Origin of the sequence: Flavobacterium sp., from assembly GCF_044339515.1 — a bacterium.
Taxonomy (GTDB): Bacteria; Bacteroidota; Bacteroidia; order Flavobacteriales; family Flavobacteriaceae; genus Flavobacterium.
In genome coordinates, this window is record NZ_JBIIVK010000014.1 from 1 (window position 1) to 14,335 (window position 14,335).

General features: G+C 34.9%; 13 protein-coding genes and 1 tRNA gene. 10 read left to right on the plus strand and 4 right to left on the minus strand.

Going from position 1 to position 14,335, the window contains the following annotated elements; genetic code table 11:
• Positions 1–330 precede the first annotated feature (330 nt).
• Both ACIQ0M_RS05525 and ACIQ0M_RS05530 read right to left on the minus strand, forming a co-directional pair.
• A tRNA-Tyr gene (locus tag ACIQ0M_RS05525) sits at positions 331–412 on the minus strand.
• Between the two features lie 152 nt (positions 413–564).
• Positions 565–1,695 (minus strand): redoxin domain-containing protein, encoded by a 1,131-nt coding sequence (locus ACIQ0M_RS05530; RefSeq protein ID WP_396150547.1) that lies wholly within the window; start codon positions 1,693–1,695, stop codon positions 565–567.
• 151 nt (positions 1,696–1,846) lie between these two features.
• Between ACIQ0M_RS05530 and ACIQ0M_RS05535 the strand changes: the two genes are divergently transcribed.
• Positions 1,847–2,824, plus strand: coding sequence for a Gfo/Idh/MocA family protein (locus ACIQ0M_RS05535; RefSeq protein WP_396150549.1), 978 nt, complete (start codon positions 1,847–1,849; stop codon positions 2,822–2,824).
• Positions 2,825–2,915: 91 nt separating this feature from the next.
• On the opposite strand, the gene ACIQ0M_RS05540 is transcribed toward ACIQ0M_RS05535, so the two are convergent.
• Complete coding sequence (locus tag ACIQ0M_RS05540) at positions 2,916–3,617, minus strand: peroxiredoxin (RefSeq protein WP_396150551.1); 702 nt, start codon at positions 3,615–3,617, stop codon at positions 2,916–2,918.
• A gap of 211 nt (positions 3,618–3,828) precedes the next feature.
• Between ACIQ0M_RS05540 and ACIQ0M_RS05545 the strand changes: the two genes are divergently transcribed.
• The 9 genes from ACIQ0M_RS05545 to ACIQ0M_RS05585 all read left to right on the plus strand — a co-directional run bounded on the left by ACIQ0M_RS05545 (position 3,829) and on the right by ACIQ0M_RS05585 (position 12,578).
• On the plus strand, positions 3,829–4,806 hold the full coding sequence (locus ACIQ0M_RS05545; protein WP_396150553.1) for a DUF3365 domain-containing protein: 978 nt from the start codon (positions 3,829–3,831) through the stop codon (positions 4,804–4,806).
• Positions 4,807–4,810: 4 nt separating this feature from the next.
• Entirely contained in the window at positions 4,811–5,011 is a 201-nt protein-coding gene (locus ACIQ0M_RS05550; RefSeq protein ID WP_396150555.1) for a DUF6132 family protein, read from the plus strand.
• Positions 5,008–5,619: a class I SAM-dependent methyltransferase gene (locus ACIQ0M_RS05555; protein ID WP_396150557.1), complete on the plus strand. Its 612-nt coding sequence runs from the start codon at positions 5,008–5,010 to the stop codon at positions 5,617–5,619. The genes ACIQ0M_RS05550 and ACIQ0M_RS05555 overlap by 4 nt, the downstream gene beginning before the upstream one ends.
• Entirely contained in the window at positions 5,603–6,058 is a 456-nt protein-coding gene (locus ACIQ0M_RS05560) for a methyltransferase family protein (protein ID WP_396150560.1), read from the plus strand. Before ACIQ0M_RS05555 ends, ACIQ0M_RS05560 begins: the two co-directional genes overlap by 17 nt.
• Before the next feature lie 110 nt (positions 6,059–6,168).
• A complete protein-coding gene (locus tag ACIQ0M_RS05565) occupies positions 6,169–7,482 on the plus strand; it encodes a TolC family protein (RefSeq protein WP_396150562.1) in 1,314 nt (437 codons plus the stop codon).
• 96 nt (positions 7,483–7,578) lie between these two features.
• Positions 7,579–8,658, plus strand: coding sequence for an efflux RND transporter periplasmic adaptor subunit (locus ACIQ0M_RS05570; protein WP_396150564.1), 1,080 nt, complete (start codon positions 7,579–7,581; stop codon positions 8,656–8,658).
• 68 nt (positions 8,659–8,726) lie between these two features.
• Entirely contained in the window at positions 8,727–11,921 is a 3,195-nt protein-coding gene (locus tag ACIQ0M_RS05575) for an efflux RND transporter permease subunit (protein ID WP_396150566.1), read from the plus strand.
• Between the two features lie 68 nt (positions 11,922–11,989).
• Positions 11,990–12,295 carry a hypothetical protein gene (locus ACIQ0M_RS05580; protein ID WP_396150568.1) on the plus strand — a complete coding sequence of 102 codons (306 nt, stop codon included), beginning with the start codon at positions 11,990–11,992 and terminating at the stop codon, positions 12,293–12,295.
• Between the two features lie 94 nt (positions 12,296–12,389).
• A complete protein-coding gene (locus ACIQ0M_RS05585; protein ID WP_396150570.1) occupies positions 12,390–12,578 on the plus strand; it encodes a DUF2892 domain-containing protein in 189 nt (62 codons plus the stop codon).
• 44 nt (positions 12,579–12,622) lie between these two features.
• Here the strand turns inward: ACIQ0M_RS05585 and ACIQ0M_RS05590 are convergent, their stop codons facing one another.
• Positions 12,623–14,284 (minus strand): GLPGLI family protein, encoded by a 1,662-nt coding sequence (locus ACIQ0M_RS05590; protein ID WP_396150572.1) that lies wholly within the window; start codon positions 14,282–14,284, stop codon positions 12,623–12,625.
• Positions 14,285–14,335: the final 51 nt, after the last annotated feature.

A 14,335-nucleotide genomic window follows, 5' to 3' on the forward strand; every position in this document is an offset into this window, starting at 1 on the left:
GTAACTGGTTACGGGAAATTCCTTGGATATGTTGCATCTTTAAATATAAACCTTTTCTGTTTTTCTTACAAGTTTTTTGGTATATTTGTTAAAGAGATTGTGGAGGTTTTTTCACAGTCTGACGTTAAAAGCGAGCTATTTATTTTCAATTGAATTTTGTGGTAAGGTTTCATTCGTATTAAAAGGACTTTCACTGCTAGCGAGGAAGAATTACCTTCGGTGAGCCTTCATTAGCCCACGGTTTAAACCGTGGGCTATTTTTTTATCCAAAACAAAAATCCTCGACACTTACAAAAGCGAGCTTTTGACGTGTCGAGGATTTTTGTTTTGTGGGGAGAGCAGGATTCGAACCTGCGAAGATGTAATCAGCGGATTTACAGTCCGCCCTCGTTGGCCGCTTGAGTATCTCCCCCCTGCATAATGCGGTTGCAAATATAGAATTGTTTTTACATTGTGCAAACCTTTTTTTGGGATAATTTTCAATTACAAGTTAAGCGTTTGGGAATGAGTAGAATAAAAAAATACCCAATTTGGGGATTTTACTCATCTTTATTTAATTAAAAATTAAGAGCCTAGTAATTCGATAACTTTAGCTTTTAATTCTTCACCTCTTAAATCTTTGGCAACAATTTTACCAGAAGCATCTAAAATAAATGTGGCTGGAATACTTTTTACATTATACTTTTTTGCAATGGGTTCGTTCCAATATTGCAAATTTGAAACTTGGGACCACGTTAATTTATCAGCAGTAATTGCATCTTTCCATTTTTGACTATCACCTTCTTTATCTAAAGAAACCCCAATTATATTCAAACCTTTGTCATGAAGTTCATTATATAAAGCCACAACATTAGGATTCTCTTTTCGGCATGGACCACACCAAGAAGCCCAAAAATCAATGATGGTTACTTTTCCTAATGATTCTTTTAACGATACCATTTTTCCCTCTGGGTTTGGAGCAGAAAATTCTGGTGCTTGTTTTCCAACTTCTGCAGCAGAAGTGTTTCCAATCATTTCTCCTACGCTTTTACCGGGTTTTGTCTCTTTTACGGATTTATCAAGACCATTATAGATTTTTTCAATTCTTTCAAACTCGGCATCCGGCTGATAAAGCATACTTTGAAGCATTAATACGCAGATGAAAGCTTTTGGGTTTTGCTCACAAAAAGTAAAATTATAGTTTTTCTCATCTTCTTTTAATTTTAAAAAACCATCTCTCAAAGCATTTACTGTTAGGGAATCATTTGCTTGTACTGCTGCTTCCATTTTTTCTTTGTTAGCATTTCTGTAATCAGCCATTTTTTTCTGAATTTTCCCTTGCTCTTTGTTATATTTAGCAAACTGGTCATTGTTGAAAGTTCCACCTATAACTGATTTGTTCACACTATCTTTGTAAACAGTGATGTTAATTTCTCCATTTTCAAGTACAAACACCACTTTTCCTTGAACAGCTTCGACTTGTAAAAAATGTAATTCAGGTTCGGCAACAATTCCTTTAAACTCGAACTTACCATCCGTAACTTTTACTGTATCAACAGATTTTAGTCCCATATTTTCATCTTGGGTCTCCAGAATAACGGATTTGCCATTTTCTATTCCAGTAATGTTTCCTTTTATGACAAATTCGTTGTCTTCTAATTTATTACAAGCCACAAATAAAGAAGCTGTAATAAGCAATACAATTATTTTTTTCATTTTATTGATTATTAATTTCGGTTGCAAAAGTATTCAAAAAAATAGAGTTAAGTTGTGCTAATTAACTTATTTTTGATTAAAAATAATTTCTTTGCTAATACTGTTTAGTATGGAAAATTAAAGTTTTTGTTTTTAAATTGACTCTATTAAAATGAACGAAAATAAAAATATCAATTGGGGAATCATTGGTTGCGGTAATGTAACCGAACGTAAAAGTGGACCTGCTTATTCTAAAACTAAAGGTTTTGAGTTATTTGCGGTCATGCGAAGAGACCTTGAGAAAGCAAAAGAGTATGCTTTTCGACACAAAATACCATTTTATTTTACTAATGCAGAAGAATTAATACATCATCCCGAAATTGATGCAGTATATATTGCAACTCCTCCCGATACACATAAATTTTATGCTTTAAAAGTAGCACATGCAGGTAAGCCATGCTGTATTGAAAAACCAATGGCTTTAAATTATCACGAATGCTTGGAAATTCTCAATGCTTTCGAAGAAAAAAAATTGCCTTTGTTCGTGGCTTATTACAGAAGGTCATTACCACGTTTTAATCAGATAAAAGAATGGCTGGACACTGATGAAATTGGTGAAATTCGTCATGTAAGTTGGTTTTTAAGTAAAATTCCTTCTCCAATTGATTTAGCTCAAACATATAATTGGCGAACCGATACCAGAATTGCTCCCGGTGGCTATTTTGAAGATTTAGCCAGTCATGGGCTCGATTTGTTTGCTCATTATTTTGGAGAAATAACTTCAGTGAACGGAATAAGTTTAAACCAACAAAAATTATATTCTGCCAAAGATGCAATTGTTGCTAATTGGTTGCATGAATCGGGTGTAACCGGTTCCGGAACATGGAATTTTGGCAGTTTTGAACGAAAAGATAAAGTAGAAATTATCGGTAGTAAAGGTAAAATTGAATTTGCAGTTTTTGATGAGCTTTCATTATTACTTACCAATCAAAGAGGGACAAAAGAGGTCTTTATTGATAATCCCGAAAATATTCAGCTGTATCATGTTCAAAATATGCGTGATCATCTTTTGGGAGTTTCAGCTCATCCATCTCAAGGAAAATCAGCAGCTCAAACCAATTGGGTTATGGATAAAATTTTAGGTTTGTAATTTTTCAAACACTGTAAGTATATCTTTTTTAAAATAAAAAAAAACCGTCCTTTTCAGAACGGCTCCTCCACATTTGCTCAACTATTGATTATTATTGTTTTAAAACGGTTTTCAAAACCAATTCTTTATCTAACTTTTTGGTACAGAAAAACCAATCTTTACAATCTAAGTTTTCAGTGTCATCCATACGTTCTTTGGCTACACCACATGAACCGGCGGTAGGAACTATCACATCGTCTCCCGGTCTCCAATCAGCCGGACAGGCAATGTCAAAAGCATCTGCGGTTTGCAACGCAATCAAAGCTCTGTAAATTTCATCAAAATTTCGCCCGATGCTCAAAGGATAATATAAAATAGTACGAATTGTTCCCTTCGGATCTACAAAAAATACCGCTCTTACCGCTTTGGTATTACTTTCGCCTTCCATGATCATTCCGTATTTTTTGGAAACTTCCATTGTGATGTCTTCAATCAAAGGGAATTTTACTTCGACGTCTTTCATTCCTTTGTACTCAATTTTTTCTTTGATGGTTCTCAACCAAGCAATGTGGCTGTACAAACCATCAACAGATAATCCTAATAATTCGCAGTTTGCTTCTTGAAATTGTTTTTCCATACTCGCAAAAGTCATGAACTCTGAGGTGCAGACAGGGGTAAAATCAGCCGGATGACTAAAAAAGATGACCCATTTTCCTTCATAATCTTTCGGAAAGTTAATGGTTCCTTGTGTCGAAATTGCAGTAAATTCAGGTGCTTGTTCACCAATTCTTGGCATAAATACTTGATTTTCCATTTTTATGTTTTTATAAATTTATATGTTTTAATGGCACAAATTTCGTGTGTTTATTTCAACTGAATTGTAACAAAAGTATCATAACATAATATTTTTCTATTATTTTTTTGAAATGATAGATTTTTGTTATTTATTATGTTTAACCTGCTTCTGTAACATACGTTACAACCCAACCTATAATGATTGTTTACTTTTGAAAAAATATCATATCATGAAAACCATAAGTTTCATATTCACCATTTTATTTTTGACAAGTTGCCAAAATGGAAAAAAAGAATATCAAAATGTAGGAGAACAAAATACTATCACTTCAACATTTGACCCACTTGAAGCGAAAAAATTAATGGAAACCCACTGTTACCTTTGCCATAGTCCGACAGCTGATGAAAATCAAGGTAGAATTGCACCGCCAATGGTGGCCATCAAAGCCAGATATATTGATAGAGAAGGGTATAACAAAGTCGAGTTTATTGAAAATGTGGTAGCTTTTGTAGCCAATCCAACGGAAGACAAAGCCTTAATGTATGGTGCAGTAAAAAAACACGGACTTATGCCAAAACAAGTTTTTCCGGAAGGTAGTGTGGAAAAAATTGCTACTTTTATGTTTGACTATCAAATTGAAGAACCCGCCTGGTTTAAAGCTCATTGGGAAGGTCACGGTAATAAAAATTGGACACAATCAGGAAAAAAATTGGAAAAAGTGGAAGTAGTTAAAACGCATGCTGATATAGGTTTAGACTATGCTTTGGGTACCAAAAAAGTATTAGGCAAAAATTTAATGGAAGCGATTCAGCAAAAAGGAATCATGGAAGCTTTGACCTTTTGTAACATTCAAGCGATTCCTTTAACGGATAGTATGTCAACGCAGTTTAACGCTAACATAAAAAGAGTCTCCGACAAAAATCGAAACCTAAATAACAAAGCTAATGCAGAGGAATTATACTATATTGCTCAATTTAAAAAAGATTTGGTTGACAAAAAAGACATCAAACCTGTTGCTCTTGAAAAAGGAGATAAAATTCAATTTTATTACCCGATAGAAACCAATACCATGTGTTTGCAATGCCATGGAAAGCAAATCAAACCCGAAGTGCAACGTCAAATCTTGAAATTATATCCCAAGGATTTAGCGGTTGGATATGATGAAAATGAAGTACGAGGGATTTGGAGTATTTCTTTTAAAAAATAATCAAATGAATAAAAAAGCAATACTTGTTACAGGAATTGGGGTGGTTGTAGGCCTAATTGCCGGTTATTTATATTATCAACAGATTGGTTGTGAAAGTGGAACGTGTGCCATTACTTCCAAACCCTTAAACAGCACTTTATACGGAGGTTTAATGGGTGGTTTATTGTTTAATTTGTTTGTAACTTCACCCAAGAAAAAAGAATGATGAAACAGTTTTGGAACGAACGTTACGCAGAAAAAGAATTTGCTTATGGTAAAGAACCAAACCAATTTCTAAAAGATAATCTTCACAAATTACCAAAAGGTAAAATTTTATTTGTGGCAGAAGGAGAAGGAAGAAATGCTGTTTTCGCCGCTCAAAATGGATATGAGGTGGTTGCTTTTGATTACAGTGAATCGGCCAAAAGTAAGGCTTTAACACTTTCCAAAGAGCAAAATGTTCAGCTCGATTATTTGGTTTCTGATGTGATGGATGTACCTTTTGAATCTGAAAGTTTTGATGCGATAGTATTCATTTTTGTCCATTTTCCGGCTGTATTTCGCAAACAAGCTCATCAAAAGTTAGTTTCTTTACTCAAACCCAAGGGCAAAATTTTATTTGAAGCTTTTGAAAAAAATCAACCGCAATTTACTTCCGGTGGACCAAAAGAACTTGCCATGCTATTCTCAGAAGAAGATGTAAAAGTTGAATTTCCTTCCATTTTTTTCGATTTTCTAAAAACAGCAATTATTGATTTAGCAGAAGGTCCGTATCACCAAGGAAAAGGTGCGGTCATTCGGTTTATAGGGACAAAACATGAAAAAAACAAGTAAAGATTATCTTTTTGTATTCGTTCAATTTCTCCTTTTTGGAGCTTATACATTTGATTTTTTTTCTCCTTTAACCATTCCAAAATACATTGCCACATTAGGAATGGTAATAGCAATTATAGGATTAATAATAGCTGTTTTAACCGTTTTTGAATTGAAAACTAACTTATCCGTTTTCCCAACGCCAACCGAAAAAGCGATTCTTTTAACACACGGATTTTTCCGTTTTAGCCGTCATCCCATTTATACCGGAATATTGATGTTTGCCTTTGGATATGTATTGTACCATTATTCAACTTATAAACTTCTGATTAGTTTGTTTTTATTGCTTTGGTTTTACCTAAAATCAATTTACGAAGAAGAACAACTTGCTCAAAAATTCAAAGAGTATAAGTTGTATCAAGAAAAGGTTGGAAGGTTTTTTCCAAAACTTCAAATGTAAGTGATTGATATAATCGGTTTACTTTCGTAAAAAATCTTCTTGGTAACAAATGTTACTGCACACCTCTTTTCATCGTTCTACTTTTGCCTTGTAATTAAGAAGTAAATCGAATGAAAACCTTTAAAAATACTATTGCAATCGGGATATTGGTCTGTTCATCAGCTGTATTCAGTCAAGATACTTTGCAAATTTCCAAAACGGATTTAGCAACTAAATTATCGGAACAAAATCTTCAACTCAAAATTTCAAATCAAACTTTTGAGTCGGCTCGTTCGGATTACCGCCAATCCAATGCTCTTTTTTTGCCCAATATCTCAGCTTCGCATACTGCTATTTCGACAACCAATCCGTTAATGGCCTTTGGTTCAAAATTGAATCAGGAGATTTTAACGCAAGCTGATTTTAATCCGGCTTTGTTGAATGATCCGTCTCAAGTGCAAAATTATGCTACTCGAATTGAAGTGTTTCAACCCATTTTAAATGCTGATGGTTTATTTGAACGAAAAGCAGCCAAATCAAAAATGGAAGCCTATCAATTGCAAACCGAACGCACCAAAGAATATTTAGAATTGGAGGTAAACAAAGCCTTCATGCAATTACAACTGGCTTATAAAGCGGTTGAGGTTTTAGAAAAAGCCAATGCTACAGCACAAGCCAATCTGAATTTAGTCAACAATTATTTCAAACAAGGCATGCTTCAAAAAACAGATGTTTTGGATGTGCAAGTTCGTGTAAATGAGATCACCAATCAATTATCGTATGCCAAAAGTAATGTGCGAAACGCATCCGATTATGTTGCTTTTTTGTTGAATGAAGATACCAAAGGCGGAATTTATAAACCGGTTGAAAATTTAGAAAGCGAAATCAATCCCTCTTTAGAAAACGCTCAATTATCAACATCAAGAAAAGATTTTTTAGCGATGGAAAAATCAACTGAAGCCCATAAAAACATGATGAAATCAGGTAAAATGAGTTTTCTGCCACGCTTGAATGCTTTTGGAACGTATGAACTGTATGATACCGAAATCTTTCAATTTGGAGCAAATGGTTATACAGTAGGAGCTCAATTGTCTTGGAACCTATTTGACGGTTACAAATCCATCGGAAAATTTGAAAAATCAAAAGTAGAACTCCAAAAAGCGGAAACGGAAGCCGAACAATACAAAAAGCAAAGTCAGATGGAATTGAACAAAACCAACCGTCAATTGGCCGATGCTCAAAATAAAGTAGCTCTATCGAAATTGGCTTTTGAACAAACTCAGGAAAGTTTTAGAATCCGCCAAAATCGTTTTGCTCAAGGCTTAGAAAAAACGTCTGATTTATTGATGACGGAAACACAAACGGCTCAAAAAGAATTAGAATACTTACAAGCGGTTTTTGAATACAATTTCACCAAAATGTATTTGGAATTTTTAACTAAATAATCATAATAGGAACACGGATTGAAGAAATTTTAAAAATTTTAAAAATTTCTTAGATCTGTGTTCAAGAAAAAAATTTTAAAAAATAAATTCAACCTTATGAAAAATAAAATAGCAATCTTATCCTTTGTATCAGTAGCATTCCTTTTTTCTTGCGGAAGCGACCAAAAAGAAGTCAAAATATTACCTGCCATTGCAGTAAAAGTAAATGGTTCAATAGAAAACTCATCCAGTCCTTTTGTGACGGCAAGTGGCAAAATTGAAGCTGAAAACAGTGCCAATGTGAGTACTAGAATGATGGGTTATGTGACCAAAGTTCATGTAAAAGTGGGTCAAAAAGTAGGAGCAGGACAACTTTTAGTTAGCATCAATAATACCGATTTACAAGCCAAAAAAGCACAAGTAGATGCTGCGATTCTTCAAGCAACTGCGGGTTATAACAATGCCAAAAAAGATTACGATCGTTTTGTAAACTTGTTTGCTCAACAAAGTGCTTCTCAAAAAGAATTAGACGATATGACTGCTCGTTTTGAAATGGCAAAAGCCGGATTGGAAGGAGCAAAACAAATGCGTAATGAAGTCATAGCTCAATTTAATTACGCCAACATTACAGCTCCTTTTAGTGGAACCATTACTAACACATTCATCAAAGAAGGCGACATGGCTAATCCGGGAATGCCGTTATTGAGTGTGGAAGGTTCCGGGAAATTACAAGTGACCGCTATGGTTTCTGAAACTGATATTTCTAAAATTAAACAAGGAATGCCGGTTTCCATTATCATCAAATCAATGAATAAAAAAGTGGCAGGAAAAGTGTCAGAAGTGAGTTTATCAGCCAAAAACACAGGCGGACAATATTTAGTGAAAGTGAATTTAGATGAAATGGATAAAACCATTCTTTCAGGAATGTTTGTCAACGTGCAATTTCCAATTGAAAAAATGGCGGATACAAATGAAGGTTCAGAACAAGTTTTAGTTCCCGAATCGGCATTAGTAAAACAAGGTCAGCTCACCGGAATTTATACCGTATCCAACAATACCGCCATTTTAAGATGGTTACGAATCGGAAAAACCTACGGAGACAAAGTAGAAGTCCTTTCCGGATTATCGTCCAAAGAACCGTATATCGTTTCAGCAGAAGGTAAATTGTTTAACGGTGCAAAAGTTCAAATTAATTAGCCAATTGGTCAATTAGCCGATATGTCAATTGACATATTGACACATTGTCAAATTAACACATTAAAATTATGCAAGAAGGTATTTCAGGTAAAATTGCCAATTTCTTTATCAATTCAAAACTAACCATTTTATTGATGGTGGCTTTGATGGTAATTGGCGTATACAGTTCGTTCTTAATTCCAAGAGAAGAAGAACCACAAATTAATGTCCCAATGGCCGATGTAATGATTGGTTATCCGGGAGCAACACCGGCGGAAGTCGAAAGTCGTGTGATTAAACCGCTGGAAAAAGTTTTATCAAACATTAAAGGTGTTGAACATTTGCACAGCATGGCGATGAACGGTCAAGCCATGATTATTGTTCAGTTCTATGTAGGCGAAGACATTGAACGTTCGTATGTGAAATTGTATGACGAATTAGCCAAACACGAACATATTTTTCCGCAAGGAGTTTTTAAACCGATGGTTAGAACGCGTTCCATTGACGATGTTCCGATGTTAGGATTAACATTATGGAGTGAAAAATACGATGATTTTGAAATTCGACAATTGGCAGAAGAAGTTACTTCGGAAATTGAAAAAGTTAAAGATGTAGCCATTACCAGAGAAATTGGCGGACGAACCCGTGAGTTGAAAGTGGTTTTAGACAAAGACAAAATGGCTGAAAACAAAGTAGATGCGTTAGGAATTATGCAAATGATTCAAGCCAACAACGGTTCTTCGCAGTCAGGAAGTTTTGTGCAAAATGACACGGAATATTTAATTACCACCGGAAAATTTTTAGCCAATGCAGAAGATGTAGAAAATTTAGTGGTCGGTATCAATCAAAACATGCCGGTGTATTTGAAACAAGTGGCTTCCATTCAAGACGGACCTTCTACAGCTCGAAGTTATGTTTCTTTTGGGTATGGAAAAGCGAATGAAAAGTTTTCTGCCAAACCAAGTGAATATCCTGCCGTTACTATTTCTGTTGGAAAAGTAAAAGGTGCCGATGCAATGAAAATTTCAGATAAAATCATTGAACGTGTTGAACAACTCAAAACTAATTTAATTCCTGATGATGTACATGTGGAAGTTACTCGAAATTATGGGGAAACTGCTTCGCACAAAGTAGGAGAGTTGTTACTGCATTTGGGTGTTGCCATCTTAGCGGTAACCATTTTAGTGATGTTAGCGATGGGTTGGCGAGGCGGATTAGTGGTTTTCTTTTCTGTTCCGTTGACGTTTGCGTTGACTTTATTCAGTTATTATTTATTAGGTTATACGTTGAATAGAATTACACTTTTTGCCCTAGTTTTTGTGGTGGGAATTGTGGTTGACGATAGTATCATCATCGCCGAAAACATGCACCGGCATTTCAAAATGAAGCGATTGCCGTTCAAACAAGCTGCCATTTATGCGATAAATGAAGTAGGAAATCCAACTATTTTAGCCACATTCACCGTAATTGCAGCGATTCTTCCGATGGCTTTCGTATCCGGAATGATGGGACCTTATATGAGTCCGATGCCGATAGGAGCATCTATTGCAATGATATTATCGTTGTTTGTGGCGTTAACTATGACACCTTATTTAGGTTATCATTTATTAAGAGAAAAAGAGGAACAAGAACACAAAGAAGAACAAGGTTTAGAAACTTCTCGCATTTATAGAATTTACAACAAATTAGAACGTCCGTTTTTAAATAGTTCAAAGAAAAGAATGGTCATGTTGGGAATCACAACGGTATTGCTAATTGGTTCGGTGTTGATGTTTTTCACTAAATCCGTTGCCGTGAAAATGCTACCGTTTGATAATAAAAATGAGTTTCAAGTGGTGATTGATATGCCGGAGGGTACAACGTTAGAACGAACGGTAGCCGTTACCAAAGAAATTGCTCAATACTTGTCAACCGTTCCGGAAGTAGTGGATTATCAAAATTATATTGGAGCTTCTGCACCAATTACCTTCAATGGGTTAGTAAGACATTACGATTTGCGAGGAGGTAGCAACATGGCAGACATTCAAGTGAATTTATTACATAAAGAAGACCGTGATTTGCAAAGTCATGACATTGCCAAAATTGTTCGTCCGGAAGTGCAAAAAATTGCCAAAAAATATGGTGCAAATGTAAAAATAATTGAAGTTCCACCAGGACCACCGGTATTATCAACGTTGGTAGCAGAAATTTACGGACCTGATTATGCGGAACAAATTAAAGTAGCCAAACAGGTAAAAACAATCTTAGAAAACACAACTGATATTGTAGATATCGATTGGATGGTAGAAGATGCCCAAACCGAGTATAAATTGGAAGTAGACAAAGAAAAAGCCATGTTGAACGGAATTGCTCCGCAACAAGTGGTTGGTAATCTAACGTATTTGTTACGTGAAATGCCTGTTTCCAATTTGTATGACGAACGGTCCAATAATCCGGTGGGTATAGTATTATCGCTTGACGACCAAGACAAAACGTCTTTGCAAGATATTCAAAACCTGAAAATTAAAGGTGCACAAGGCAATGTTGTTCCGGTGAGTGATTTGGTTAAAGTAGAGGAGAGTACTTTGCAAAATACGATTTACCGCAAAGATCAAAAACGGGTTGTTTATGTAACAGCAGATATGGCCGGTGATTTAGAAAGTCCGGTGTATGCTATTTTGGGAATGGAAAAAAAATTGAAACAAATGACGTTACCAAAAGGCCATTCTGTCAATGAATTATACATGGAACAACCATCCGATGAAAGTAATTTTACTGTGAAATGGGATGGAGAATGGCAAATTACCTTAGAAGTTTTCCGTGATTTAGGAGTAGCATTCTTGGTGGTAATCTTAGTGATTTATATGTTAATTGTTGGTTGGTTCCAAAACTTCAAAACGCCTATTGTGATGATGTTGGCCATTCCGCTTTCGTTGGTTGGAATTGTTTTAGGACATTGGTTGTTAGGAGCTTTCTTCACTGCAACATCTTTTATCGGAATGATTGCTTTGGCTGGTGTAATGGTTCGAAACTCTGTTTTATTAATAGACTTTATCGAAATTAGATTAAACGACGGAATCGAATTAAAACAAGCCATCATTGAAGCCGGAGCCGTGCGAACCACACCAATTTTACTAACCACAGGTGCAGTTGTCATTGGAGCATCTATAATTTTATTTGACCCCATTTTCCAAGGATTAGCCATCTCGTTAGTAGCCGGAGCGATTGTATCTACGTTGTTAACTTTAATAGTAGTACCATTAATCTATTACATCACAGAACGCAAAAAATGGGAAAAGAAATAGTGAATAGTAATTAGTGAATAGTAATTAGCAAAACTCAGTATCTCAGTAACTCAGCAACTCAAAAAAAAATGAAACTAGTCTTAATAACCGCTGTCTATTCTTTCAAACGAGAGATACAGCATTTGCTCAAACAATCCGATGTCAAAACCTATTCGTATCGAGACGTAACCGGATTTAAAGATTTATCCGAAGAAGCCTTAGCCTCCAATTGGTTTGGAAGCGAAGTAAACGAAAACGAATCGATTGCTTTTTATGCTTTCGTTCCTATTGAGAATTTGGAAAAATTATATGAATTAATTCTAACATTTAATCAAGAATTAGAAACCAAATCCAGAGTGCATTTGGCCACATTTAGTATTGAAAAATTTATATAAAAGGTACTAAGGTGCTGAGGAACTTAGGGACTAAGTTAAAAATAGTTCCCAACCTCAGAACCTTAGTGCCTCAGAACCTTAGAACCTTAAAAAAATGAAAAACAGAATTGTACGCGGCATCGCAGGAACATTTATCCTCATCAGCATTTTACTAGCTATTTATGTAAACATTAATTGGTTGTGGTTCACTGCATTTGTAGGAGCTAATTTACTTCAATCATCCTTAACCAAATGGTGTTTGATGGATGATATTTTAACCAAAGTTTTTAAAATAAAAGAGTAATAGTTTTAGTTGATTGGTTGATTAATAGGAAATCGGTAGGGATTTTACTCTACCGGTTCTCCTAACAATATGCCCGAAACATTCCAAGCACTAAAACTGCCACCTTCCGGCAATCCTTGCGGAATTTGAACACGGATGGAATGCTTTCCGGCTGGTAAATCGCCCAATTCAATTAATATTGGATTTGTTACCGTACCCGGACACCAATTAGAGCGGCTGTAATCCGATGACGATAAACCATTGCTAAAATTACCTGAAGCCGGATTAAACAACCTGTACGAACCACAATCTTGTCGCCAAGGGATAAAAGAAAAAGTAAGTTGTTCGTTTAAATAAATACTATTTTTCTTTGGTACAAATTCGTCGCCGTTTTCCCAGCCGCCATGTCCGGTGGTAATGTATCGCAATTGAGCATTTTTAATTGGTTTTTCCAAATTAAAAGTAACTTCTAACCCTTTTTCCTCTGAAAACATGGTGGCATATTCTTGTCCGCCCATTTCCATTACATTAGTCGTATTGAAAAGAGGCAAAGCAAATGTTGTTTTTTTAGTTGCGTTTTCTTGCGGATGAACCGTAATTTCTACTGAAACCCGATGTCCGCCTTTATCATAATTTCCAATAAAAGCTCCCACCCAAAGTTCTTGTCCGTTCAAAATGGGTTGTAATTCAGAAATGTCTTGCCGATATGGAACTTCATTATTCCACGTTTTATCTTTTAACGAAATATGATTGTACTGTTTAATTCCAAACGGTGTAAAAAACCGCATTAACTCTGTTAGCGGCTGATAATCATCTTTTAAAACAACACCTTGATAGATCTTTCCATTTCCGTTTTGATAGATAGGTAAAGTATTCATACCATTTTTTAAACCATTAAAAAAATTATTTTCAACATTAACTGGAATTACAAATAATGAACCGGTTCTATCATAAGCATCTCCTGAAGAATTCGTTTTTAATTCGGCAAAAATTGGACTTCCATTTTTGATTTCCGGAAATTTTACTTTTCTCAAAATGACGGTTCCATTGGCAAATCGCAAAATACTATCGTTTGATTTTGATTGATCTGAAAAGTTGATGGTTTCGTTTTCAAAAACAGAAATTGTGATAAAACGACTTTTCCAAAGTAAATCACGATAGGTCAAACCATCCGAAAATTGAGATTTTGGTAGAGTAATATTTGATGGTAATTTTTTTAGTTTTTCAATTTTGGTTGCTGTAATAACAAAGTTATTGTTGCGATTTATTTCTAAAACCAATCCTAAATTCTGACCTAAAACGGTTGGAGCACCTTTCACGTTGAGGTCGTTAGTATACCACAATTCAATGGTATTAGAATTGATGATAGTCTTTGCTTTTTGGCATTTATAACCTAAAATAGTTCTAGTTTCATTCAGTAATTCAAAAGTTTGTTTACTCAAGGCCAGCGAATCTTTTGTAGCGATGAATTTATTTTTGTTTAATTGTGCTGATTGAATTAAGATTTGATTATTTCGATCGATGTAAATTTGTTCCAATGGAAAATCATTTTTACCGAAAAATATTCCCTCCGAACTAACTAAAGTTAAAGATGAATTGGTGTAAACTAAAATTGGGTCTTGATTTCCAATTTTTACTCCGTTACTCCATTTTTCATAAGTGATGGTATAATTTTGACTCACGATTGATTGAGTAATAAAGAGTAGTATTAAATACCAGCTTTTCATATTTTTTTTAATAAAATAGAACTAACACTTATACTTGGTTTTCTTTGCATT